The sequence below is a fragment of the Flavobacterium lacus genome (genome assembly GCF_003268815.1).
GTDB lineage: Bacteria > Bacteroidota > Bacteroidia > Flavobacteriales > Flavobacteriaceae > Flavobacterium > Flavobacterium lacus.
The window spans coordinates 42,185-67,905 of the sequence record NZ_QLSV01000002.1; the positions used below are offsets into that span (position 1 = coordinate 42,185).

Here is a 25,721-nt window from a genome sequence, read left to right on the forward strand (position 1 = left end):
AATTCTTTTTAATAGTTGAGTTCGTTCTTTAATTGGATGATTTCCTCTAGATTTGCTATTTCACTTCCATCCGTAATGGCTGACGAATGATACCAATTGGCATTTACATTTTCGTCTAATTTGGAAATATTGGTCGAACGCAAACCGCCACCCGGCATGATTTCAATACGATTATTAGCTTGAATGACCAACTGCTTTAAAACTTCCTTTCCTTCCATCACATTTGGAAATGTTCCGGAAGTGAGAATAGTTGAAAACCCGCACGAAATAACATCTTCTAGTGCTTTTTCGTAGTCTAAAATCTCATCAAAAGCTCTATGAAATGTACACGGAAAAGGTTTGGCTAATTCCACCAAAGATTTATTTACAGCCACGTCAATTTTATTATCATTTGTTACTACTCCAAAAACAAAGCCTTCCACCCCAATATCTTTGAATTCAAGTATTTCCAAATACATAATCATTAGTTCATTCATTGTGTAAACAAAATTTCCTCCTCTCGGACGAATCATTACATATAAATCGATTGTTAATTGTTCGCGAACCTGTTGAATCATTTCAATTGTTGGAGTGGTTCCACCAACTGCTATATCAGTACATAATTCCACTCTATCGGCTCCCGCTTTTTGAGCAATAAGCGTAGATTCCAAATTAAAACATGCGATTTCTAGTTTTTTCATTATTTTAAAAAGTAATTCGCATCGATTAATTTATTTCCTTTTGCATCATGCACTGCATAATTGAAACCTCCTTGCACACAATACGAACCGTACTCGCCTTTTTTATTTAAAGCGATAAAACCCACTTGTATATCTTTCAAATTTTTACCTCTTTTTTGTGTCAGTTTTACAATTCGCATCACGGCTTCTTCACACGCTTTTTGTGGTGATTTGCCTTGTCTCATCAATTCGACCACCAAGTGACAGCCTGAAATTCTGATCACTTCTTCGCCGTGACCAGTTGCAGTTGCTGCTCCGATTTCGTTATCCACATACAAACCGGCACCAATAATTGGGGAATCACCCACTCGACCGTTCATTTTAAAAGCCATTCCGCTCGTGGTACACGCTCCTGATAAATCTCCATTTGCATCTAATGCAATCATCCCAATGGTGTCGTGATTTTCAATGTTTGCTTTGGGATTATATTCGTTTGTTTTCAACCATTCTTTCCATTCCTTTTCGGATTCTTCCACCAAAAGATTTTCCTTTTTAAAACCTTGTTGTAAAGCAAATTGCAAAGCTCCTTCTCCCGCCAACATGACATGCGGCGTTTTTTCCATGACAGCTCTGGCTACTGAAATGGGATGTTTGATATGTTCTAAACACGCCACAGAGCCAATATTTGATAATTCGTCCATGATGCAAGCATCGAGTGTGACACGACCGTCTCTGTCCGGTCTTCCGCCATAACCTACACTTCTTTCTGTGGGATCGCCTTCGGGAATTTTTACGCCTGCTTCAACAGCATCCAAAGCTCTACCCTTGTTTTTGAGAACAATCCAAGCTGCTTCGTTCGCTTCGATTCCAAATCGCCAAGTAGACAGCACAATTGGCTTATTAACTTTTCCTGAATTTATTTCTACTACAACCTCTTCCGATTTTGAAATAAAAGATTGAAATGCCACGCCAGCAGTCGCTAATGCAGTTGTTTTTAAAAATTTTCTTCTATTTGCCATATTATTCTACTGAAATTTCATCTATAAAAAGCCAAGCTTTAGAACCTGCTCCTGGATTTCCATCGGGAATTACACCTAAATTCTTAGCTATTATTTTAATGTATTTTGCTTGTGTATTTTTGAAAATTCCTTCAATATTACCCTTTAAATTTTCGATTTCAACTTCTGAAAACTTTTTAATTGAAGTGTACCTATTTCCATCTTCTGAATGGAGAAATTCAATTTCTTTTGGATAATAAATCCAACTTCCTTTACTTTTTAAAACATTTAATTTTATTTTAGAAATAGTTTCAATTTTGTTTAAATCAATCGTTGCCACGACATCTTTTCCGGAAAATCCGAGCCAATCTCGACCAAATTTGGATGGATTGCCTTTCATTCCGTCCACTAAAGTAAAACTTCCGCCAATTCCATAATTTTCATGTGGTTGATGTTCTAAAGTTATTTTCTTTCCGGATGACTTGTTGATGTTGAACGTTTGTTCAATTGAGTTACTTTTTTGCTTTTCGTTTTCAAAATAAGCCGCTTTGATGGTGCAACTTTTTGTAATTGAAATAGGGCTTGTATAAATCATTGCTTTATTTGTTGGTTGAGAACCATCAGTTGTAAAACGAATTCCACTTGGATTGACGGCTTTCAAGATAAATTCTACCCCATTTTTTCCTGAAGAAACAGCAGTGGTTACCTCGTAAATGGCCTTGCTATAATTAATACCCATTTTTTCATAAAAATCTAAATGGTCGATTAATCGATTTTCGAAATTTTTGTAATCCGAAGCGTTTGCTGTTCCCCATACAACTTCAGAAAGTGCTGCCATTCTTGGCATAATCATGTATTCAACATGGTTGGAAGTTTCAATATATTCCGTCCAAACATTGGCTTGAGCTCCAAGGATATAAACGGCTTCTTCAATTGATAATTCGTTCGGAATTGGATTAAAAGCATAAACTTTTTCAATAGGAGTATATCCTCCAAAAGCCAATGGTTCATTTTTTGGGTCGCCTTGATAATGGTCAAAATAACAATGCGAACCGGGTGACATGACCACAAAGTGTTTTTGTTTGGCGGCAGCAATTCCGCCTTCAGTTCCTCTCCAACTCATAACGGCTGCGTTTGGAGCTAGTCCGCCTTCGAGAATTTCATCCCATCCCATTATTTTTCGTCCTTTAGTGTTTACAAATTTTTCAATTCGTTGAATAAAATAACTTTGAAGTTCGTGTTCATCTTTTAAACCTTCTTTTTTAATTAAGGACTGACAATGAGCACAATTTTTCCAACGAACCTTCGGGCTTTCATCGCCACCAATATGAATGTATTTTGAAGGAAACAAATCAATTACTTCTGATAAAATGTTTTCTAAAAAAACGAATGTTTCATCTTTTGGACAAAAAACATCTTCAAAAACGCCCCACCCTTTAGCTACTTCAAAAGGACCTCCGGTGCAGGAAAATTCAGGATAGGAAGCCAATGCCGCTAGAGCATGTCCGGGCATTTCGATCTCCGGTACAATGGTAACATGTCGTTGTTGAGCATATTTTACCACTTCTTTGATTTCTTCTTGCGTATAAAATCCACTGTAGCGAAGGGTGTCAAATCGTTGTTCATTATAATGACCAACCATTGAGCCGTCTCGCCAAGCTCCAATTTCCGTGAGTTTTGGGTATTTTTTAATTTCAATTCGCCACCCTTGATCATCTGTTAAATGCCAATGAAACGTATTCATTTTGTACATGGCAATGTAATCAATGTACTTTTTGATAAAATCGATGGAGAAAAAATGCCGACTAACATCAAGATGCATTCCTCGCCACTTGAATTTGGGACTATCCGAAATTGAAACACCTTGTGTTTTTACTTTATCTGATTTTTGAAATGGAATAAATTGTAAAAAAGTTTGAATTCCATAGAACAATCCCTGGTTGGAAAAAGACAAAAGCTGTACTCCTTTTTTAGAAATAGAAAGTTCATACTTTTCTCTATCAAATCCAATTGTATCGGGAATTTGAATTGACAATTGAATACTATTTCCCTTTGTATACGTAGATTTGATGGGTAAATCTAACCCTGTTTTCAACTTAATTGTTTCTTTGAGAAATAATGCTTCAAACGAATTACTATCCTGAGATAGAATGACGGTGCTTTTATCGAGTTCAAAAAACTCATTCACAAATTCAATTTGTTTCGGAATTGGAATAAGTGGCAAATTTTCTTGACTATATCCCAAAAAGGATAGAAACAGAAAGATGGAAAGAAAAATTTTAGTCATGAGGGTTTGTTTGTTCACGCTAAATTTAGTAAAAATAAAAATGCCTCGCAGTTGCAAGGCATTTTTTTATGATATGTTCAAAAGATTATTGTTTTTTGAATTCTTCAATTTTTGTATTTACTTCTTCTTCTGTTCCTTCAAAAGATTGAGTAGAAGTTTTTGTTTCACCATCAATAGTTGTATTAATCGTAACATTTGCGGTTACTTTTCCATCAGCTGCTTTTGATTTATCAATTGAGATTTCTTTGTTTTCAGATTTTACTACTGCATCAACAACTTCAATTGCTTCTACTTCTTCAACCACTGTAACTGCATCGTGACCACCTAAAATTGGAGCAATTACTAATCCAATCAAACAAGTTAATTTGATTAAAATGTTCATAGATGGGCCAGAAGTATCTTTAAATGGATCACCAACAGTATCTCCGGTTACGGCAGCTTTGTGAGCATCAGAACCTTTGTATGTCATTTCACCGTTAATCATTACACCGGCTTCGAAAGATTTTTTTGCATTATCCCAAGCACCACCGGCGTTGTTTTGGAACACAGCCCAAAGTACACCAGAAACGGTAACTCCAGCCATATAACCACCTAACATTTCAGCGATTAACTTATTGTCATATCCAATCAACATAGGTAAAACTGCAATTAAAATTGGGAAACCAATGGTTAAAATTCCAGGTAGCATCATTTCGCGTAAAGCAGCTTTTGTAGAAATTTCCACACATTTTCCGTATTCAGGTTTTCCAGTTCCTTCCATAATTCCCGGAATTTCTTTGAACTGACGACGCACTTCATACACCATATCCATCGCAGCTTTTCCAACAGAATTCATTGCTAAAGCAGAGAAAACCACCGGAATCATTCCACCCACAAACAACATGGCTAAAACCGGAGCTTTAAAAATGTTGATTCCGTCAATTCCTGTAAACGTTACATACGCAGCAAATAATGCTAACGAAGTTAAAGCTGCAGAAGCAATAGCAAAACCTTTTCCAGTTGCTGCTGTTGTGTTTCCGACTGAATCTAAAATATCGGTACGGGTACGAACTTCTTTTGGTAATTCGCTCATTTCGGCAATACCTCCGGCATTGTCAGAAATTGGTCCGAATGCATCAATTGCTAATTGCATAGCTGTTGTAGCCATCATTGCCGAAGCTGCTAATGCAACTCCGTAGAAACCAGCTAAAGCATACGAAGCCCAAATAGCACCTGCAAAAATCAACACCGTTGGAAAAGTTGAAATCATACCCGTTGCTAAACCTGCAATCACGTTTGTTCCTGCTCCGGTTGATGATTTTTGTACAATTGCCAATACCGGTTTTGTTCCTAATCCTGTATAATATTCAGTTACGGAAGAGATAACACCTCCCACAAATAAACCAACAATGGTTGCATAGAAAACTCGCATTGAGGAAATTTCTTTAACTCCTTCGCCAAAGAACTGCATGCTCATGGTTTCCGGCAACATATATCTAACTAATACAAAACATGAAATTGCTGTTAAAGCAATGGAAACCCAGTTTCCAAGGTTTAATGCACCTTGTACTTCTTTTTCTTTTGCATTGTTGTCTTTAATTTTTACCATCATGGTTCCGATGATTGAGAATAAAATTCCAAAACCGGCAATAGCCATTGGTAGTAAAATTGGACCGATTCCACCGAAATTGTCTTCGATTGAACCTCCCATATCTTTAATTACATAATTTCCTAAAACCATTGCGGCTAAAACAGTTGCCACATACGAACCGAATAAATCGGCACCCATTCCGGCAACGTCACCCACGTTATCCCCTACGTTATCGGCAATCGTTGCAGGATTACGAGGATCATCTTCCGGAATTCCGGCTTCTACTTTACCTACTAAATCGGCACCAACATCGGCTGCTTTGGTATAAATACCACCACCAACACGAGCAAATAAAGCAATTGATTCTGCACCCAAAGAGAATCCGGCTAAAGTTTCAAGTACAATTGTCATGTCTTCTGTAGAGGTCCAAGTTCCATTCATAAAGAAATGGAATAATATAATGAAGAAACCTGTTAGACCCAGAACGGCCAAACCGGCAACGCCTAATCCCATTACGGTTCCACCACCAAAAGATACTTTCAATGCCTGTGGCAAACTCGTACGAGCCGCTTGTGTAGTTCTTACATTTGTCTTTGTAGCGATTTTCATCCCCATATTTCCGGCTAAAGCTGAGAAAACTGCTCCGAAAATAAATGCTACTACTATTAAAATATGTGTTGTTGGAACGATATATGAAATTCCTGCCAACGCGATACTCGCACCGATGACGAAGAAAGTCAATAATCGATATTCAGCTTTAAGAAAGGCCAAAGCACCTTCGTAGATGTAATCTGAAATTTCTTTCATCTTTCCATCTCCGGCATCTTGTTTTAAAACCCATGCTCTTTTGGCCCACATAAAAGCTAAGCCAATTAATGCCATTACTATTGGCACGTAAATCATAATTGAATCCATAAAAATGTACTTTATAATTTTTTTAACAGTTGCAAAAGTAACAAAATAGGAATAAAAAAAAGCAACTATTCTAAATTGAATGTTGCTTTTTTTAATAAAATAGTAAATTCTTTAACGAATACTAAATAATCCCGCTGTTTTGTTTTCTAAATTAGCAAAACGATCCACACATTTCTCGATGATTTCTTTGGCTTCGTTTACATCTCCCCACCCTTCTACATCAACTTTTTTGTTTTCCAAATCTTTATAAACTTGGAAAAAATGTTCAATCTCTTTCAGTAAATGGGGGTTGATGTCTGATAAGTCATTTAAATTATTCCAAATAGGGTCTGAAACCGGTACACAAATCACTTTTTCATCCGGTCCTTTTTCATCTGCCATGTGGAAAACACCAATCGGTTTTACTTCCATCACACAACCTGGAAAAGTGGGTTCGGTTACTAAAACCAAAACATCCAACGGATCACCGTCTAACGCTAATGTTTCGGGAATAAAACCATAATCGGCAGGATACATCATGGATGAAAAAATCATTCGATCGTAGCGAATTTTTTTTAATTCAAAATCGTATTCATATTTATTTCTACTTCCTTTAGGAATTTCGATTAATACATCAAAAGTACTTTGTTTAGCTGGACTCATAGGTTTGTTTTTCTTTACAAATAATTAGGTTTGCAAAGGTAAGGCCTTAAAACAACATGTTAAACGGAAAGTAAATTTTTAGGGAATTAATAACATTGTGCATAAATCTTTATGAACTATTAAAAAAAGAGGTTGAAATTTTTTGATTTAAAAATAAAATCCAAAAGAACCTTTAATTGTAAAATTATTTGCGTCTGGGAGATTGCGATAATTCCCTCGCCAAGAGCAATCGATTCGGAAAACTTTGAAAATATTTCCGATTCCGGCACTGTATTCCCAATAGGGTTTTTCTGGAGACAAATAGTTTAAAGAAGATGCATTAAGTGCTCTATTTTCATCTGAAACCGATCCAACTACTGCTTTTATACCAATAATTTCTCTTAAATTTAATTTTCTTAAACCCGGAACTCTGGACAGTAGTCTCCCAAGAAAATGATGTTCTAATTGGAAGGTAGCATACTGATCGGTTACAAATTCATAAAAATTAAGGTTATTAAATGTATTATCAATCAGAAAATACGATTGATTACCCGGGACTATGCTCAATAAACCTAACGGCACCTCTCCAAAAGTCTTACCCAATTCGGTTGTGACATTCAATCGACCGAAACCTCCCACTAAAATGGGTTGTTTAATGTACAATTGCACCTTTTGGTATTCGAAATCACTATCAAATACTCCTTTTAAACCTTGGCTATAATTAACAAAAATTCTGGTGAACGGGCTATCTACAATACTTCTTTCTACACCGTAACCAATTGTTTTACGTTTTGGAGTATAATCTAATGAAAAAGAAATTTCTGATTGCTTTACATCACTTTCAATACCAGTTGGCGACTCATCCGAAAAATAATCTAGACTAAATTTTTCCCACGCAGGTTTAAGGGTACGGAAGGAAAATCCGGTTTCAAATACTACATTTTTTACGGGTTCAATATTTAAAGAAACCATGCTTAAATTAATGCTAGTAAGGTTATCGTTGGCACCAGCCATGAATAGTCCTGAAGAAGCAAAGCTTCTACCTAATACATTATTTGTTGTGGTTAAACTCGCACCGATTTGTTCAATATCACGCCTATTTCCTGCTTCGAGAATTAAACGGTTCTTTTTATTGAGTAAAACTTTTCCGGAAAGTCCGTATTTAAATTGATTGTCGTTAAAACCATACGCGGTGTAAAATTGTAATCGCCATGGGTCATTTTGTCCAAAATAGGTTCTCCCGCCTGCCCTAACACGAATTCCTTCAACTTCATTGTAACCAAATGTTGAAAAAATTGGGCCAATGTCAAAATTCCCTTTTTGTATATATCCACTTCCTAAAATAGAAACCAAGTTATACATTTGTTTGAATTTTTTTACTGTTTGGAGCGTATCAAGCATTTTGTAAACGCCAAATTCGTCTTTACTTAAACTTTCAAACCTGTTTTCTTGCCAATAATCATCTGATTTACTATAAACAGAGTTGTCTATAAAATTAACTTCTTCTTTGTAAAATTCTTTTGGTTTCTCTTCGTTGAATTTATGATTTTTGAATAACGTAGTCCGCTTTCCATAAACACCTTGCGATTCTTCCTTTTTGTTAAAAGCAAAATCAGACATCATGTGATCTCTTTTTAGCAGGAAAACAGAATCATTTACCACATCAAACTCTTGTTCAATATAAATTTCTTTAATCCAGTTAATGTTGGCACTTTTAGTTACTGCCATATTAATGTTTTTAATAGCGAATGTGGTATCATTCACCCAAAAATCACCTTTAAAAGTAAGTTCGCCTTTTCTTCTAGGATAATAAACAATGTTGTAACACCATTTGTTATCAATAAACATACTGTCTGTAAGAGCATAATTATAGACATCAATTCCGGTTCTCGACAGCGGGCTAACAAAATCTTTATCAAAAAACTTTAGGTAATTGTCATAAATATCATAATCTGCATACAAGTCTTTAATAAATGCGATAATTTGTTGATTCGAACTAAATCCGGAATTTTTGTTTGCTTTTAATATTTCTTTTTCTCGTTTAGCAATATTATCGCCATACACTTCAGAAATAGCTTCATTTATAAAAATAGGCAGGTATGTTTTTCCGGTAATTGCGGAGGTATCCATTTGTTCAAACACAAACTCCATTCCTTTAAACAGTCTACTTTTCATGGTAGCACTATCAATGGTGTTTAAATCGAATTCAACCTTTTCATATTTATCATATTGATATTGACTAAACTGATTTAGTCCATTTTGTCGTTTTCTTGCCCAAATTTTCCGAAGAATATCTATGGCCGGATTGTTTTTTTTAGATAATTTACCCGAAACTAAAACCACTTCACGGAGGGTTTCTCCTTCGGTTAACGTAACTTTCAAATTGTAGGTAACCGCTTTTTCTAATTTTATATCTTGAGCGGTGTAGCCGATAAAGGAGGCAACTAAAACACCATGACTTTTTTGAGATTCCAGATAAAACCTACCGTTTTCGTTTGTGATTACACCCTCAGTAGAATTCTTAAAATAGACATTGGCAAAGGGAATAGGCTCGTTTTTTTCATCAACAACAATTCCACTCACTTTGGTTTGAGCACTCATTGACACTGAAAAAAGTAGAAATAGAAATAAAAGGCTTTTAATTTTCATAGCAAATTGTAAAAAAAAACTTCATCAAATAATAGGTTGATGAAGTTTCAAATATAGTTTTTATTTTGATTATTTATACAAAACCTTTTTTACTGCTTTTACAACATCCGAAGAATTTGGTAACCATTCTTTTAATAAGGTAGGTGAATATGGTGCCGGCGTATCCGCCGTTGTAATTCGTTGGATTGGAGCGTCTAAATAATCGAAAGCTCTTTCTTGAACCATATACGTAATTTCTGAAGCTACACTGGCAAATGGCCAAGCTTCTTCTAAAACTACTAAACGATTTGTTTTTTTAACCGACTTCAGAATGGCATCATAATCCATCGGACGAACTGTTCTTAAGTCTATGATTTCGCACGAAATTCCCTCTTTTGCCAATTCATCTGCAGCGATAAAAGCTTCTTTAATGATTTTTCCAAAAGAAACAATGGTTACATCAGAACCTTCTCTTTTGATATCGGCAACACCAAGTGGAATAGTGTATTCTCCTTCCGGAACTTCCATTTTGTCACCATACATTTGTTCTGATTCCATAAAAATAACCGGATCATTATCCCGAATGGCAGCTTTCAGTAAACCTTTTGCATCATACGCATTTGATGGTACAACAACCTTTAGACCCGGTGTATTGGCAAACCAATTTTCAAATGCTTGTGAGTGTGTTGCCCCTAATTGTCCGGCAGAAGCGGTTGGCCCTCTAAAAACCATCGGCATTGGAAATTGTCCGGCCGACATTTGACGCATTTTTGCTGCGTTATTTATAATTTGATCAATGCCAACCAAAGAGAAGTTGAAGGTCATAAATTCTACAATCGGACGACATCCGTTCATGGCTGAACCAACGGCAATTCCGGCAAATCCAAGTTCGGCAATTGGCGTATCGATTACTCTTTTTGGACCAAACTCATCCAACATTCCTTTGGAAGCTTTGTAGGCTCCATTATATTCTGCTACTTCTTCACCCATTAAATAAATGCTTTCATCACGTCGCATTTCTTCACTCATGGCCTCACAAATTGCTTCTCTGAATTGAATTGTTCTCATATCTATATTATCTTAAGTCTTTTTAACGAAAGGCAAAAATAAAAATTAAAAATCACTTAAATGCATATTTTGAAGGTAAAATAGTTGATAATTTTTGATGCTATTTAAATTGAGAATTCCCATTGATTAGAAGAAAAAAATGAAAAAACGTTTATAATACCCTACGAAAACGATATAATACTGAAAAAATATTATGCACGCATACTAAAATTAGAAAATTTATTTGTACTTTCGTAACCGAAATAATTTAAATTTATTATATGAAAATATTAGTTTGCATCAGTCATGTACCTGATACTACTTCAAAAATTAATTTTACAAACGGCGATTCAAAATTTGATACAAATGGTGTGCAATTTGTTATTAACCCGAACGATGAATTTGGTTTAACCAGAGCAATTTGGTTTCAAGAGCAACAAGGAGCAAACGTAACCGTTGTTAATGTTGGCGGCCCCGATACTGAACCTACCTTGAGAAAAGCACTGGCTATTGGAGCAAACGAAGCAATTCGCGTAAACGCCAGTCCAACCGACGGCTTTTTTGTAGCCAAACAATTAGCCGAAGTAATCAAACAAGGTCACTATGACTTAGTGATTTGCGGAAAAGAATCATTGGATTATAATGGTGGAATGGTTCCCGGAATGATTGCCGGTTTATTGGGTTATAATTTTATCAATTCTTGTATTGATGTAAAAGTGGATGGTTCATCTGCCAAAGTGATTAGAGAAATTGACGGTGGTAAAGAAACTAGTTCTGCCACTTTACCATTAGTAATTGGCGGTCAGAAAGGATTAGTGGAGGAAAAAGACTTACGAATTCCCAACATGAGAGGAATTATGACAGCTCGTACAAAAGTATTAACCGTTTTGGAACCCCTTGATGCAACTATCAGCACGAAAGCGGTGAAATTTGAAAAACCCGCTCCAAAGTCAGCAGTAAAATTAGTTAGTGCTGATAATTTGGATGAGCTAGTGCGTTTGTTACACAACGAAGCAAAGGTAATTTAGTGATCAGTGTTCAGTTTTTAGTGTTCAGTTTTTTAACAAACACTTAAACTTTTAACCCTTTTAAACTCTTAAACCATTTTAAACTTTTAAACAAAAAAATTATGTCATTATTAATATATGCAGAATCGGCTGACGGAAAATTTAAGAAAGTAGCTTTCGAAATAGCTTCCTATGCAAAAAAAGTTGCAGAATCGATTGGAACAACGGTTACTGCTGTCACAGTAAATACGGCAGATGTTTCAGAATTATCAAAATATGGTGTGGATAAAGTCTTGAAAGTGAGTAACGATAAATTGTCTACTTTTAATGCAAAAGCATACGCCGATGTAATCAAACAAGCGGCTCAAAAGGAGGGAGCAAAAGTTATTGTGCTTTCCTCAACGACAGATAGTATTTATTTAGCCCCTTTTGTAGCTGTTGGATTAGAAGCGGGTTTTGCTTCAAATGTGGTTGGATTGCCTTTGAGCACTTCGCCATTTCAAGTAAAAAGAAATGCTTTTTCAAACAAAGCTTTCAACATCACCGAAATTTCTACGGATGTAAAAGTGCTCGGTTTGGCTAAAAACTCGTATGGAATAGTAGAAAGTAATTCATCTTTATCCTCTGAAGATTTTTTACCAAGTTTAAACGATGCTGACTTTACTATTAAAGTTGAAAACGTAGAAAAAATAACCGGGCAAGTTACAATAGCCGATGCGGAAGTTGTAATCTCTGGTGGTCGCGGGCTAAAAGGGCCTGAAAATTGGGGATTAGTGGAAGATTTAGCAGCTGTTTTAGGAGCAGCTACTGCTTGTTCAAAACCGGTTTCCGATTTAGGCTGGAGACCTCACAGCGAACACGTTGGACAAACCGGAAAACCTGTTGCAACGAATTTATATATTGCGATTGGAATTTCAGGAGCAATTCAACATATTGCCGGAATTAACTCGTCTAAAGTAAAAGTAGTCATCAATTCTGACCCTGAAGCTCCTTTCTTTAAAGTAGCCGATTATGGCGTAGTTGGCGATGCTTTTGAAATTGTTCCTAAATTGACTCAAAAATTAAAAGAATTTAAAGCTCAAAATTCATAATTTTTTATAAATTGTGCCCTCATTGGGCTATCTAAATCGAGATAGTTGTATCTTTGTTTGGATAGCCCATTTTTTTATTACTAATTAAGCATAAATGCCTTATTTTTAGAGCATTATAATATTATAATATGAGTCTTGTTAAACTAGCCATAAAAGGAATTTCTTATAGTCAAACCCAAAACGGTGCCTACGCATTGATTCTAAATGAAGTAGATGGAGAGCGAAAATTACCCATTGTGATTGGAGCTTTTGAAGCCCAATCGATTGCCATAGCCTTAGAAAAAGAGATAAAACCACCTCGCCCACTCACGCACGACCTATTTAAAAATTTTGCAGACCGATTTGATATCATTGTAAAACAAGTGATTATTCACAAATTGGTGGATGGTGTTTTTTATTCGAGTATAATTTGCGAACGCGATAAAATTGAAGAGATTATTGATGCTCGAACTTCCGATGCAATTGCGTTAGCTTTGCGATTTAATGCTCCTATTTTTACTTACAAAAATATCTTGGACAAAGCCGGGGTTTATCTAAAAGGAAACTCAATGGACCCTGAAAATGCCAACGAAGATAACGATGGTGTTTTGACTACGCCCGAAACATTTGGCTCAGAAGAAACTACACCAAAAGATAGTTACAGCGGAAAAAGTGTGCAGGAATTATATGAATTGTTGAATGAAGCAGTTCAAAACGAAGACTATGAAAAAGCAGCTAAGATTAGAGATGAAATTTCAAAAAAGGAATCTTAGATAATTCCAAAATCCTATAAAATAATCCAACTAGTATATTTTAAAAATGTATAAAAAAATAATTTTACTAACTTTAACTGTGCTGTTTTCAGTTGGTTTAAGTGCACAAGAACTTGAAAAAAAATGGCAATTAAGTTCTTCTGAAACGGATTATTTAGAATTAAAAGAAGGTGGTTATGAGCTCAAAATCAGTTCAGACAGCCTAACTCAAAAAGGTGATTATTTAGTACAAGATAATTTTCTTTTTCTGTTTGAAAATGGTTCCGATGCACCAACCAAACGATTTACAATTGAATCTAAATCAGATTCACTTTTAACGTTAAAATCGAAAGATAAAGCGTATTCTTTTTTCTCTTCCAACAAAATAAAACCGGCTCAAAATCAAGCAAAATTGATTGCTAGCCAAGGATTTTCAATAACCAGCTTATGGAAAGGAATTTTAGGAATGCTTTCACTTTTAGCCTTAGCATTTGTATTTAGTGCCAATCGAAAAGCGATTAATTGGAAAACAGTTGGAATCGGAATTTTGGCTCAATTGATACTTGCAATTGGTGTACTGAAAGTAACTTTTGTAAAAAATATATTTGAATTTGTTGGCGGATTATTCGTCAAAGTATTAGATTTTACGAGAGCCGGAAGCGAATTTTTACTAGGTGGAATGATGAATGTGGATAATTTTGGATTCATCTTTTTATTCCAAGTTTTACCAACTATTATATTTTTCTCCGCTTTGACTTCGTTATTATTTTATTTGGGAATAATTCAAATTGTGGTAAAAGGTTTAGCGATGCTTTTAACCAAAATTCTAGGCATTTCGGGAGCAGAAAGTTTATCAGTTGCCGGAAATATCTTTTTAGGTCAAACCGAAGCTCCGTTGATGATTAAAGCCTATTTGGAGAAAATGAATAAAAGTGAAATTCTTTTAGTTATGGTCGGCGGAATGGCCACTGTAGCAGGAGGAGTTTTGGCGGCATATATTGGTTTTTTAGGCGGAAACGATCCGGTTTTGCGTTTGGAATTTGCTAAACATTTACTCGCCGCATCAGTGATGGCTGCTCCTGGAGCTATAGTTGTTTCTAAAATTCTATATCCTCAAACCGAATTAATCAACACCAATGTGGAGGTTTCCAAAGAAAAAATTGGTTCAAATATTCTTGATGCTATTGCAACCGGTACGACAGAAGGCTTGAAATTAGCAGCAAATGTTGCTGCAATGTTGTTGGTTTTCATTGCTTTTATTGCGATGATTAATTATACTTTAAGTTGGATTGGCGGATGGTCCGGATTGAATGATGTTATTGCCGCAAATACTCCTTATTCAAAATTTTCATTAGAAACTATCCTAGGAATTGTCTTTGCTCCGTTAATGTGGTTAATTGGTGTTGCAAAGGAAGATGTGATGTTGATGGGTCAATTATTAGGAATTAAGTTAGCAGCTTCCGAATTTGTGGGGTACATTCAATTAGCAGAATTAAAAAATGTAGCATCAACGATCCATTTCACATATGATAAATCAGTAATTATGGCCACCTATATGTTATGTGGTTTTGCAAATTTTGCTTCTATCGGAATTCAAATTGGCGGAATTGGATCATTAGCTCCCGGACAAAGGAAAACACTTTCCGAATTTGGTTTAAAAGCGGTGATTGGTGGAAGTATAGCATCTTTGCTATCAGCAACTATTGCCGGAATGATTATTGGATAAATTATGACACATCATTTTATTTGTAATCATTGCAGGCATGAAAATAAAATTTCTATCAGTGAAAGCGATAGAGGAACATATCAAATGCAAAATGGTGATTTTAAAGACACTATTTGTTCTAATTGTTTAAGAAAAGAAAAAACACACATAAATGATATTTTTGGTAAAGTATCTAAAACTTTAATATTATCTAGCTTTTTTACAAGTATTGTAATTGCTGTAATTTTATTTTTTACTTTTAGAAATATTATAATTATTTCATCTGAAATTATAGGAATTCCAACACTATTGTTTTTTTATGAAAATAATTTAGTTAAATCGTTTAATGTTTATAGAATCAGAAAAAAATGAAGCAGTATCATGATCTCGTAAAACACGTTTTAGAAAACGGAACGCAAAAAGGTGACCGAACCGGAACCGGAACGATTAGTGTTTTCGGTTACCAAATGCGTTTTGATTTAAGCGAAGGTTTTCCGATGGTTACTACTAAAAAATTACACTTAAAATCGATTATACACGAATTACTTTGGTTTATTAAAGGCGAAACCAACATCAGTTATTTAAAAGAAAACGGGGTTAAAATATGGGATGATTGGGCCGATGAAAACGGTGATCTAGGTCCGGTTTATGGTCATCAATGGCGGAATTGGAACAGTGAAGAAATTGATCAAATTACCGAATTAATCGAAACCTTAAAGAAGAACCCAAATAGCCGTAGAATGTTGGTTTCCGCTTGGAATCCTTCGGTTTTACCCGACACATCCAAATCATTTGCAGAAAATGTAGCCAACGGAAAAGCGGCTCTTCCACCCTGTCACGCTTTTTTTCAATTTTATGTCGCTGAGGGAAAATTGAGTTGCCAATTATATCAACGCAGTGCCGATATCTTTTTGGGTGTTCCGTTTAACATTGCTTCGTATGCCTTATTTACATTGATGATTGCTCAGGTTTGCGATTTACAACCGGGAGATTTTATTCACACTTTTGGTGACGCTCATATTTATAACAATCACATTGAACAATTGGAATTACAACTTTCGCGTGAGCCAAAACCTTTACCAAAAATGATTTTGAATCCGGAAATTAAAGCTATTTTTGATTTTACATTTGATGATTTTACGCTGGAAGGATATGATCCGCATCCGCATATTAAAGGAGTTGTGGCTGTTTAAATAAAAATATTATGTTTAAAATTAAAATTCTGTTTTTTCTCTTGTGTTTTAATTTGATTTCAGCTCAAACAGAAGAGAGCGAGAATCAAGAAAACGTTTCTTTTCAAATTATTGAAGATGTACCCATTTTTCCCGGTTGCGAAGAAATTTCAATGAAAGAAAGAAAACGTTGCTTCCAAGAAAAAATACAAGAACATATTAAAATTAATTTCAGATACCCTAGAGCTGCAATTAAAGATAAAATTCAGGGAAAAGTATTTATTTCCTTTATAATTGAAAAAGATGGAAATGTTAACATAAGTAACATAAGAGGTCCACATCCTATTTTGGAGAATGAAGCAAAAAGAATATTTTCATTATTGCCAAAAATGATACCCGGTTATCAAAAAGGCAAGCCCGTAAGAATGACAATGTCAATTCCTTTAACTTTCAAGTTGACATAAAAAAACCACCTAAAAAGGTGGTTAAATTTAAATTTTAAGTTTTTCTTAAACCGCTACAACACTATTCTCAGCAGCAGCAAAATCATTCCATTTGTAAGCATCAGCTTGATCATCGTTTACGAATTCTCCATCAACTAAATAACGGAATTCGTATGAGTTAGAAGCAGGTAGTTCAAAAGTAGCTTTGAAAGTACCATTTTTTAATTTTGCTAATTCTCCTTCTTTAGGATTCCAGTTGTTGAAATCACCAACAACAGCTGCAGTGGTAGCTTCTTTTGCTTCGATTGAAAAAGTTACTTTACAAACCGGTTTTGTTTTTATAAATTGCTTCTTGATTGCCATAATTAATTTAATTTTAAAATTACGCCACAAAGAAACAAATAGAATAATGAAAATCAAATAGTTAGCTTTCTTTTTGTTAAATTACCAAAAACCACCACAAAAAATAGCTATTTTATTAATTTATAATAGGTTAGATTAACAATTCTAGATAGGAAAACGGTTTCGCTTTTCATTATCTGTAAAAATGATTTTTTTATTTTTCAAAAATATAATACCTTTCAGAACCAAAAAACCATAAATAAAAACCATCATGAACACTGAGCAACACGAACAATACGAATATGCTCGTAGAAGAATTAAACAAAAGAAGCGGCTTTATTATCATTTTGTTCTTTTTTTAATTGGGAGTTTATTCTTTTTTTTAGTGGAAAAGTTTTTTGATATTCAACCCTTTGAAGGTTGGTATTTATGGGCAGTTACCATCTGGTTTTTCCTTTTTATTCTTCATTTCATCAAAGTGTATATTACTGACCGATTTATGAATAAAAACTGGGAACGTGATCAAATTGAACGTTTAATGGCCAAACAGGAACAACGAATTAAACAATTGGAACAAAAAATAGAAAACGAATCTAATTCAAAAAAAGAATTTTAATAATGATAATAATGATTGCGGCTGTCGCCGAAAACAATGCTTTAGGAAAAGACAATAATCTAGTTTGGCATCTGCCGGACGATTTCAGACGGTTCAAAGAATTAACTTCCGGTCATCCTATTATCATGGGTAGAAAAACATTTGAAAGTTTCCCCAAGCTACTTCCTAACAGAACCCACATCATTATTACTAGACAAAAAAATTATCAACCAGAACACTGTATTGTGGTTGATAGTATTGAAAAAGCTCTTGAATTTGTTCCCGAAGAAGAAAACGCTTTCATTATTGGTGGTGGCGAAATCTATAAACAATCACTCGATTATACAGATGTTATTGAACTCACTCGTGTTCATGACTCCTTTGACGCTGATACCTATTTTCCCGAAATAAATCCGGACAGTTGGCAGTTAGTAGAGGAAGAATATCATCCAAAAGATGAAAAACATTTGGTTGATTTTACGTATCAAACGTTTATTCGTAAATAAAAAAACATCCCTTTCGGGATGTTTAGAATCAATGTAATCATGTATGAACTGGCCTATTCAAGCATCAGTATCTGATAACTTAATATAAAAATCACCACTGCCAGAAATACTCCAGAAATGAAGATCACGACATTGGCAAACCTTTGAGAATACATCTCAAAGAAGCCTTTAATACCAAATACCACAAAGGTACTAAAAGCGAAAAAAACTAAAATTTCCAAAAACAAATTTAACCCTAAGAACGTTTGTGGCACCCCAACTGCAGTATAGCCTATTAAAGCGATACTGTCGATACTGCTAACAAGAAAAAATGTGATAACTAGTGCCAGTAGTATCCATCTTAATTCAGCCTTTACAATTCTTGACAACATGATATGTAACATTTGATTCATGTTGTAAAATTCCACATTATCAATCATGTACACAATACCCACTTCTAGTGATTTTTTTGTATCACTAAAAACAGTGATTTTTTGTTCATCTTTTCTTTTGATTAGTTAAACAAATTAAATAGTTCTATTATTGTTATGATTACAGAATAGTTTATATTTGCCTAAAATTTTAGTATGTCAAAATCTGTTACACCATATAAAGATTCCTCATTAGGTAAAAAAGAACAAGTTGCTCAAATGTTTGATACCATTTCGGGCAATTATGACGGTTTAAACCGTGTGATTTCTTTTGGTACTGATGTGAAATGGCGTAAAAAAGTATTGGCAATGGTTTCTGCCAAAAATCCAGACACTATTCTTGACATTGCTACAGGAACCGGCGATTTAGCTATTTTAATGACGAACACTAATGCTACAAAAATTGTAGGTTTGGATATTTCTGCCGGAATGCTGGACGTAGGAAGAAAAAAAATTAATGAAAAAAAACTTTCTACTAAAATAGAAATGGTTTTGGGTGACTCTGAAAACATACCCTATGAGGATAATAGCTTCGACGCAATAACCGTTGCTTTTGGTGTAAGAAACTTTGAAACCTTAGAAAAAGGTTTAGCTGAAATTCTACGCGTTTTAAAACCAAACGGAATCTTTGTTATTTTAGAAACCTCTGTTCCAAAGAAATTTCCCTTTAAACAAGGCTACCATTTGTACACCAAAAATATTTTACCGCTCATCGGAAAGTTGTTTTCAAAAGACAATTCTGCCTATGCTTATTTATCTGAATCCGCTTCAGTATTTCCGTATGGAGAAGCATTAAACAATATTTTGAGAAAAGTTGGGTTTATAGATGTAGTAGCAATGCCCCAAACTTTTGGTGTAGCTACTATTTATTCAGCATCAAAAAAATAAAATGAAGACACTATTTTTAACTCTACTTCTCTTATTTGCAATTGAAACACATGCACAATTTGGCGGTGTTTTTGGAAAAGACCCGATTATCCATCTTGAAAACTTTGATCAGCAACGCGTTCATTGGGGGTATTTTTTAGGTTTTAATTCTTATGATTTTAAAATTGATCAAAACCGTGTTACCGAAGAAATTTTATCGGAATCTACCACCGGTTTCAACGTGGGGTTGGTTGGTGATTTACGTTTGCATCAAAATATAAACCTCCGTTTTGAACCGGGTTTATACTACACACAACGAAATTTAACTTTTCCAAATTTTGATAACCAATTTGATGCTTTTCGAGAAGTGAAATCAACTTATATTCATTTTCCTTTATTGCTAAAATTTTCATCACAACGAATAGGAAACATTAGACCTTACTTACTTGGAGGAGTTTCAACTGCTCTTAATCTTTCGAGTAATGCCAATGCTCAAGACGATAATTCGAACAACCGTTTCCGAATGGTAAAATGGACAAATTTTTATGAAGTGGGTTTTGGAATCGATATTTATTTAGAATATTTCAAATTCTCACCTTCCATAAGAGGTGTATTTAGTTTTAACGATGAATTAATTCGCGATAACGACCCAAATAGTCCATGGACTTCTACAGTAGATTCGATGAAAACAAGAGGTTTTTTTGTGAATTTTACTTTCCACTAAGATTTTTTCGAAACTCACTCAACAAAATAGCCGTGGCAGTGGCAACGTTGAGACTTTCTGTTTTTTGTAATTTTCCAAACCGTGGAATACTGATTTTTTTCTGAATCAAAGCTTCAACAGTTGCAGTAACTCCATTGGCCTCATTTCCCATGACCAAAACGGCAGTGGTTGGCAATTCAGTTTCATACACCACATCACCATCCATAAATGCACCATAAATAGGTTGCTTTGTATTCTTTAAAAAACGTTCTAAAGAAGTATAAACCACATTTACTCTTGCAATTGAACCCATTGTTGCCTGAATTACTTTTGGATTATAAAGATCTGCTGTTTCCTCGGAACAAATCAGTTGCTCGATGCCGAACCAATCGCACAAACGAATAATTGTTCCCAAATTTCCAGGATCTCGAATATCGTCTAAAACCAGCGTTAAACCTTCATATTTAATTGGTTTTGACGGTGCTATTTTAAAAACAGCCAAACAGGTATTAGGTGTTTTTAAACAACTTATTTTCTTTAAATCGGTTTCCGAAATAATGTCCGGCTTAACTTTATTATTCAGTTGCAGAGACGAATCCGTTGAATAAAACTCTTGAATTTCAAAACTTGAATTATATAATTCCTGAATTACTTTTATACCTTCTGCAATAAAAAGTTGTTGCTCATTCCTAAACTTTTTTTGATGTAATCCGGTAATTCGTTTAATTTGGTTTTTACTAACCATAAAATAATGTACTTTTGAATTAAATTTCTAATTCAATTGAAAAAGATTTCTGCAAAAATATCATTAATAATTTTAATTATACTCTTTTTTTACGCCTGTGACTCTGTCAAAAGAGTTCCGGAAGGTAAAAATCTACTCGCAAAATCAGAAATTATTGTTGATGGTAAAAAAATAAAAAACGAGGATGTAACCGAACTAATCTCGCAAAAACCAAACACCCGATTTCTAAATTTACCGCTAAGTTTATATTTGTATAATTGGGCAAAACCCAATCATGATTCACTTTTTACAGAAAAATTCATTAAAGACACAATCCGATTTAAAAGGAATTCAAAATTCTTTTCCTCTAAACAAGTATACCGTTTAGGCGAATCTTTTTGGTACTCGGGTATTCATAATTTTTTAAAAAATACCGGTGAAGCCCCTGTTATTTTAGATGAATTAAAAACACAAAAATCAGCAACAAAACTCAAAGTGTATTATTTTAATGAAGGTTATTTCAATGTAAATACAACTACCACTACCGATACAATTGGAACAAAAAAAGCAGCTACAACTTATGTCGTAACACTGGGCAAACCTTATGTGATAGATAGTATCAACAAAAAAATAAGCTCGCCCGTGATAGATTCACTGTACAGGAGAACTGAACAATTGTCAATCATAAAATCTGGTGTACAATATAAATCTGACCATTTTGAAGAAGAAAGAAATCGACTTACAAACTCCTTCAGAAACAATGGTGTGTATAATTTTCAACAAAATTATATCAATTTTGATATCGATACAATTAACACCGGAAATAAAGCAAATGTCAATTTGTTAATCAGTGATTATTCATTTCGAGATGGCGACTCACTTGTTAAAACTCCTTTTAAAGTTTATAAAATTAGTGAGGTCAATATTTACACTGACAATCCATCCTCGAAAAACAAAGTGAAAATCGCAGATAGTATTGTGTATAATAACTATAACTTATATAGTGTTGACAAATTAAAATACCGTCCAAAAGCAATTACAAATGCTATATTTATTAGTAAAGGTGACACTTATGCCGATTTCAAAAACAACCTTACTTCTCGTTCGCTTAATAATTTCAAAGTTTTTACTTATCCCTCTATTCAATATGAACTTGATCCAAACGACAGTTTAGCAAACTCTTTGATCGCGAATATTTACCTCAGTTCGAGAAAAAAATACAGTTTTGGGGCTTCATTTGACGCTTTACATTCAAATATTCAAGACTTTGGTTTAGCCGGAAATGCCTCTTTTTCTATTCGAAATATATTCAATGGAGCAGAAACGCTCGAAATAGCAGCGAGAGGAAATATTGGTTCATCACAAGACCTGGCAAATCCGGACAATACTTTTTTCAATATTTCAGAATACGGTGCGGATCTGCGATTGAATTTTCCGCGGGTTTTCTTTCCTCTGAAAACAGACAGAATTATTCGTAAAGAAATGATTCCATCCACACAAATTAGCTTAGGTTTTGCCAAGCAGGAAAACATTGGTTTAGATAAAGAAAATTTTACAGGTGCTCTTACTTATAACTGGACCCCTAAAAGATATAATGCTGTTCGTTTTGATTTGTTCAATATTCAGTACATTAAGAATATTAATGTGAGTAATTATTTCAATGTATATCGTTCATCCTATCAAGCGTTGAATGATATAGCACAAAATTATGAAGTTGATTCATCATTTTTAAACGACGATGGCAACTTAACTATTCCATTTGGAACAGACGGTTTTCTTAACGAAATCTTACTGAATGATCCCGGCATTAATCCAACTCCATCTGATTTTAATACCATCCGAAGCATAAACGAACGTAAAAACAGATTAACCGAAAACAACCTCATCATTGCGTCGAGTTATAGTTTTTCTAAAACCACAAAAACCAGCTTATTAGACAATAATTTTTACGTTTTCAGAATTAAAGGAGAATCTGCTGGAAATTTATTATCACTTATTGCAGATGCTTCTGACCAGCCAACAGGACCAAATGGGAACACAACTTTTTTTGACATTGAGTTTTCACAATACCTCAAAGGTGAATTTGAATATATCAAACATTTTGATTTGAGAAACAATATGGTTTTTGCAACCAGAACATTTTTTGGAATAGCCATTCCTTACGGAAATTCAAACAGCATTCCGTTTTCACGAAGTTATTTTGGTGGAGGTTCAAACGACAACAGAGCTTGGCGACCTTATGGACTTGGCCCGGGAAGAAGTGGAGCCAGAAACGATTTTAACGAAGCCAATATGAAGATTTTATTGAATGCCGAATTACGTTTTAAAATGTTTGGTAAATTAAGAGGTGCTCTCTTTGTGGATGCCGGAAATATTTGGAACGTTTTGGACAATGTGGAAGACGAAGATTTTATTTTTAAAGGAGTAGATTCACTAAAAGACATTGCCGTAGGATCCGGTTTCGGAATTCGATATGACTTCGGATTTGTGGTTGCCCGATTCGATTTCGGATTTAAAACGTACAATCCAGCCTATGAAGTTGGAAAAAGGTGGTTTAGAGAATATAATTTTAGTAACTCTGTCTTTAATGTGGGAATTAATTATCCTTTCTAAAACGTTATCGTAATTTTTTAGAAAAACTAACTGATACTGCTTCGATTTTATAGTCAATTATTTTTTGTTCACTCGATTAATTCCTATTTTTGTTCTCTTAACTAATATATAAGCAAAATGGCACACAACATAAAACCAGGAGTTGCAACCGGAGATCAGGTTCAAGAAATTTTTAATTATGCAAAAGAAAAAGGATTTGCTTTACCGGCTGTAAATGTTATCGGCTCAAGCACGATCAATGGTGTTTTAGAAACAGCTGCAAAATTAAATGCTCCTGTTATTATTCAGTTTTCAAATGGAGGAGCATCATATAATGCTGGAAAAGGACTTTCTAACGAAGGACAACGTGCTGCTATTTTAGGTGGAATTGCCGGTGCAAAACACATTCATACATTAGCTGAAGCATACGGAGCAACCGTAATTCTGCACACAGACCATTGTGCAAAAAATTTATTGCCTTGGATTGATGGTTTGTTGGATGCATCTGAAAAACATTTTGCTGAAACAGGAAAACCATTATTTTCCTCGCACATGATTGATTTATCGGAAGAACCAATCGAAGAAAACATTCATATTTGTAAAGAATATTTAGCTCGTATGAGTAAAATGGGAATGACATTAGAAATTGAATTAGGTGTAACCGGTGGTGAAGAAGATGGTGTTGATAATTCAGATGTTGACAGCTCAAAATTATACACTCAACCTGAAGAAGTGGCTTACGCGTATGAAGAATTGATGAAAGTGAGTCCAAAATTCACTATCGCAGCTGCTTTTGGAAATGTGCATGGTGTTTATAAACCCGGAAATGTAAAATTGACGCCAATTATTTTGAAAAATTCGCAGGAATTTGTTCAGAAAAAATTCAATACCGATTCAAATCCGATTGATTTTGTTTTTCATGGCGGATCAGGTTCTACATTAGAAGAAATCAGAGAGGCCATTTCGTATGGTGTAATCAAAATGAATATTGACACCGATTTACAATTTGCCTTTACGGAAGGAATTCGTGATTATATGGTAAACAAAATTGATTACTTGAGAACTCAAATTGGTAGTCCGGACGGAGCAGATTCTCCAAACAAAAAACACTACGACCCAAGAAAATGGATTCGCGAAGGTGAAGTTACATTCAACACCCGTTTAGAGCAAGCTTTCGCTGATTTGAACAATGTGAATACACTATAAAAACTGAACACTGAATACTGAACACTGAATACTTACTATATGGCTTGGTTTAAAAGAACAGAAAAAGGAATTCAAACCGCGACGGAAGATAAAAAAGACGTTCCTAAAGGACTTTGGTATAAATCGCCTACCGGAAAAATTATTGATCAGGACGAATTAGCCAAAAATCTTTGGGTGAGTCCGGATGACGATTTTCACGTGCGAATTGGAAGTAAAGAATATTTTGAAATTTTGTTTGACGACAATAAATTCAAAGAATTAGATGCCAAAATGACTTCGAAAGATCCTTTGCATTTTGTGGATACGAAGAAATATTCCGACCGATTAAAAGAAGCCTACGACAAAACCGGATTGAAAGATGCGGTACGAACAGCCGTAGGAAAATCAAAAGGGAAAGATTTAGTCGTTTGTTGTATGGATTTTGCCTTTATCGGTGGTTCTATGGGAGCTGTGGTTGGAGAAAAAATTGCCAGAGGAATTGACTATTCCATCAAAAACAAAGTGCCTTTTGTGATGATTTCAAAATCAGGAGGAGCAAGAATGATGGAAGCTGCATTTTCATTAATGCAATTAGCTAAAACTTCAGCAAAATTAGCTCAATTAGCCGAAGCTAAACTTCCCTACATTTCATTATGTACCGACCCAACTACGGGAGGAACAACGGCATCGTATGCCATGTTAGGCGATATTAATATTGGTGAACCCGGAGCATTAATCGGTTTTGCAGGGCCAAGAGTTGTAAAAGACACCACCGGAAAAGATTTGCCAGAAGGTTTTCAAACTTCAGAATTTTTGTTAGAACACGGATTCCTGGATTTTATCACCCACCGAAAAGAATTAAAAGACAAAGTGAATCTCTATTTAGATTTAATTTTAAATGAAGATGTTAGATAAATGAAATC

24 protein-coding genes are annotated in these 25,721 nt (G+C 34.6%); 14 read left to right on the plus strand and 10 right to left on the minus strand.

Features of this window, described 5'->3' with window-relative positions:
* Positions 1–8: 8 nt before the first annotated feature.
* The 7 genes from B0I10_RS01840 to B0I10_RS01870 all read right to left on the minus strand — a co-directional run bounded on the left by B0I10_RS01840 (position 9) and on the right by B0I10_RS01870 (position 10,746).
* Complete coding sequence (locus B0I10_RS01840) at positions 9–680, minus strand: copper homeostasis protein CutC (protein WP_112084798.1); 672 nt, start codon at positions 678–680, stop codon at positions 9–11.
* Entirely contained in the window at positions 680–1,678 is a 999-nt protein-coding gene (locus B0I10_RS01845) for an isoaspartyl peptidase/L-asparaginase family protein (RefSeq protein ID WP_112084799.1), read from the minus strand. Before B0I10_RS01845 ends, B0I10_RS01840 begins: the two co-directional genes overlap by 1 nt.
* A 1-nt stretch (position 1,679) precedes the next feature.
* Entirely contained in the window at positions 1,680–3,944 is a 2,265-nt protein-coding gene (locus B0I10_RS01850) for a glycoside hydrolase family 20 protein (RefSeq protein WP_112084800.1), read from the minus strand.
* A gap of 85 nt (positions 3,945–4,029) precedes the next feature.
* Positions 4,030–6,429: a sodium-translocating pyrophosphatase gene (locus B0I10_RS01855; RefSeq protein WP_112084801.1), complete on the minus strand. Its 2,400-nt coding sequence runs from the start codon at positions 6,427–6,429 to the stop codon at positions 4,030–4,032.
* A 111-nt stretch (positions 6,430–6,540) separates the two neighbouring features.
* Entirely contained in the window at positions 6,541–7,071 is a 531-nt protein-coding gene (locus tag B0I10_RS01860) for an inorganic diphosphatase (RefSeq protein WP_112084802.1), read from the minus strand.
* Between the two features lie 147 nt (positions 7,072–7,218).
* The gene (locus B0I10_RS01865; RefSeq protein WP_112084803.1) at positions 7,219–9,699 is read right to left on the minus strand and encodes a DUF5686 family protein; all 2,481 of its coding nucleotides are present in this window, start codon (positions 9,697–9,699) and stop codon (positions 7,219–7,221) included.
* 69 nt (positions 9,700–9,768) lie between these two features.
* A complete protein-coding gene (locus tag B0I10_RS01870) occupies positions 9,769–10,746 on the minus strand; it encodes a pyruvate dehydrogenase complex E1 component subunit beta (protein WP_112084804.1) in 978 nt (325 codons plus the stop codon).
* Between the two features lie 260 nt (positions 10,747–11,006).
* On the opposite strand from B0I10_RS01870, the gene B0I10_RS01875 reads away from it, so the two are divergent.
* The 7 genes from B0I10_RS01875 to B0I10_RS01905 all read left to right on the plus strand — a co-directional run bounded on the left by B0I10_RS01875 (position 11,007) and on the right by B0I10_RS01905 (position 16,895).
* Positions 11,007–11,753 (plus strand): electron transfer flavoprotein subunit beta/FixA family protein, encoded by a 747-nt coding sequence (locus B0I10_RS01875; RefSeq protein ID WP_112084805.1) that lies wholly within the window; start codon positions 11,007–11,009, stop codon positions 11,751–11,753.
* A 101-nt stretch (positions 11,754–11,854) separates the two neighbouring features.
* The gene (locus B0I10_RS01880; protein WP_112084806.1) at positions 11,855–12,823 is read left to right on the plus strand and encodes an electron transfer flavoprotein subunit alpha/FixB family protein; all 969 of its coding nucleotides are present in this window, start codon (positions 11,855–11,857) and stop codon (positions 12,821–12,823) included.
* A 128-nt stretch (positions 12,824–12,951) separates the two neighbouring features.
* The gene (locus B0I10_RS01885) at positions 12,952–13,575 is read left to right on the plus strand and encodes a bifunctional nuclease family protein (protein WP_112084807.1); all 624 of its coding nucleotides are present in this window, start codon (positions 12,952–12,954) and stop codon (positions 13,573–13,575) included.
* A gap of 46 nt (positions 13,576–13,621) precedes the next feature.
* The gene (locus B0I10_RS01890; RefSeq protein WP_112084808.1) at positions 13,622–15,280 is read left to right on the plus strand and encodes a NupC/NupG family nucleoside CNT transporter; all 1,659 of its coding nucleotides are present in this window, start codon (positions 13,622–13,624) and stop codon (positions 15,278–15,280) included.
* Between the two features lie 3 nt (positions 15,281–15,283).
* Positions 15,284–15,631, plus strand: coding sequence for a hypothetical protein (locus B0I10_RS01895; RefSeq protein ID WP_112084809.1), 348 nt, complete (start codon positions 15,284–15,286; stop codon positions 15,629–15,631).
* Entirely contained in the window at positions 15,628–16,452 is an 825-nt protein-coding gene (locus B0I10_RS01900; RefSeq protein WP_112084810.1) for a thymidylate synthase, read from the plus strand. Before B0I10_RS01895 ends, B0I10_RS01900 begins: the two co-directional genes overlap by 4 nt.
* An 11-nt stretch (positions 16,453–16,463) precedes the next feature.
* On the plus strand, positions 16,464–16,895 hold the full coding sequence (locus B0I10_RS01905) for an energy transducer TonB (protein WP_112084811.1): 432 nt from the start codon (positions 16,464–16,466) through the stop codon (positions 16,893–16,895).
* A 45-nt stretch (positions 16,896–16,940) separates the two neighbouring features.
* Here the strand turns inward: B0I10_RS01905 and B0I10_RS01910 are convergent, their stop codons facing one another.
* Positions 16,941–17,237 carry an isoamylase early set domain-containing protein gene (locus B0I10_RS01910; RefSeq protein WP_112084812.1) on the minus strand — a complete coding sequence of 99 codons (297 nt, stop codon included), beginning with the start codon at positions 17,235–17,237 and terminating at the stop codon, positions 16,941–16,943.
* Positions 17,238–17,487: 250 nt separating this feature from the next.
* Here B0I10_RS01910 and B0I10_RS01915 point away from each other — a divergent pair, with 250 nt between their 5' ends.
* On the plus strand, positions 17,488–17,832 hold the full coding sequence (locus B0I10_RS01915) for a 2TM domain-containing protein (protein ID WP_112084813.1): 345 nt from the start codon (positions 17,488–17,490) through the stop codon (positions 17,830–17,832).
* 2 nt (positions 17,833–17,834) lie between these two features.
* Positions 17,835–18,317 carry a dihydrofolate reductase gene (locus tag B0I10_RS01920; RefSeq protein WP_112084814.1) on the plus strand — a complete coding sequence of 161 codons (483 nt, stop codon included), beginning with the start codon at positions 17,835–17,837 and terminating at the stop codon, positions 18,315–18,317.
* A 53-nt stretch (positions 18,318–18,370) separates the two neighbouring features.
* Here the strand turns inward: B0I10_RS01920 and B0I10_RS01925 are convergent, their stop codons facing one another.
* Positions 18,371–18,688, minus strand: a complete 318-nt coding sequence (locus B0I10_RS01925; RefSeq protein ID WP_112085025.1) for a hypothetical protein — start codon at positions 18,686–18,688, stop codon at positions 18,371–18,373.
* Positions 18,689–18,883: 195 nt separating this feature from the next.
* Between B0I10_RS01925 and ubiE the strand changes: the two genes are divergently transcribed.
* Entirely contained in the window at positions 18,884–19,615 is a 732-nt protein-coding gene (ubiE, locus tag B0I10_RS01930) for a bifunctional demethylmenaquinone methyltransferase/2-methoxy-6-polyprenyl-1,4-benzoquinol methylase UbiE (protein ID WP_112084815.1), read from the plus strand.
* Position 19,616: 1 nt separating this feature from the next.
* Positions 19,617–20,318 (plus strand): type IX secretion/gliding motility protein PorT/SprT, encoded by a 702-nt coding sequence (gene porT, locus B0I10_RS01935; RefSeq protein WP_112084816.1) that lies wholly within the window; start codon positions 19,617–19,619, stop codon positions 20,316–20,318.
* Here porT and B0I10_RS01940 read toward each other — a convergent pair.
* Positions 20,305–21,042 (minus strand): TrmH family RNA methyltransferase, encoded by a 738-nt coding sequence (locus B0I10_RS01940; protein WP_112084817.1) that lies wholly within the window; start codon positions 21,040–21,042, stop codon positions 20,305–20,307. The two genes, porT and B0I10_RS01940, sit on opposite strands and share 14 nt — an antisense overlap.
* Before the next feature lie 36 nt (positions 21,043–21,078).
* Here B0I10_RS01940 and tamL point away from each other — a divergent pair, with 36 nt between their 5' ends.
* The 3 genes from tamL (at position 21,079) to accD (ending at position 25,713) form a co-directional block, all read left to right on the plus strand.
* Complete coding sequence (gene tamL, locus B0I10_RS01945) at positions 21,079–23,634, plus strand: translocation and assembly module lipoprotein TamL (RefSeq protein ID WP_112084818.1); 2,556 nt, start codon at positions 21,079–21,081, stop codon at positions 23,632–23,634.
* 117 nt (positions 23,635–23,751) lie between these two features.
* Positions 23,752–24,819 carry a class II fructose-bisphosphate aldolase gene (gene fbaA, locus B0I10_RS01950; protein ID WP_112084819.1) on the plus strand — a complete coding sequence of 356 codons (1,068 nt, stop codon included), beginning with the start codon at positions 23,752–23,754 and terminating at the stop codon, positions 24,817–24,819.
* 39 nt (positions 24,820–24,858) lie between these two features.
* Positions 24,859–25,713 (plus strand): acetyl-CoA carboxylase, carboxyltransferase subunit beta, encoded by an 855-nt coding sequence (gene accD / locus B0I10_RS01955; RefSeq protein ID WP_112084820.1) that lies wholly within the window; start codon positions 24,859–24,861, stop codon positions 25,711–25,713.
* Positions 25,714–25,721: the final 8 nt, after the last annotated feature.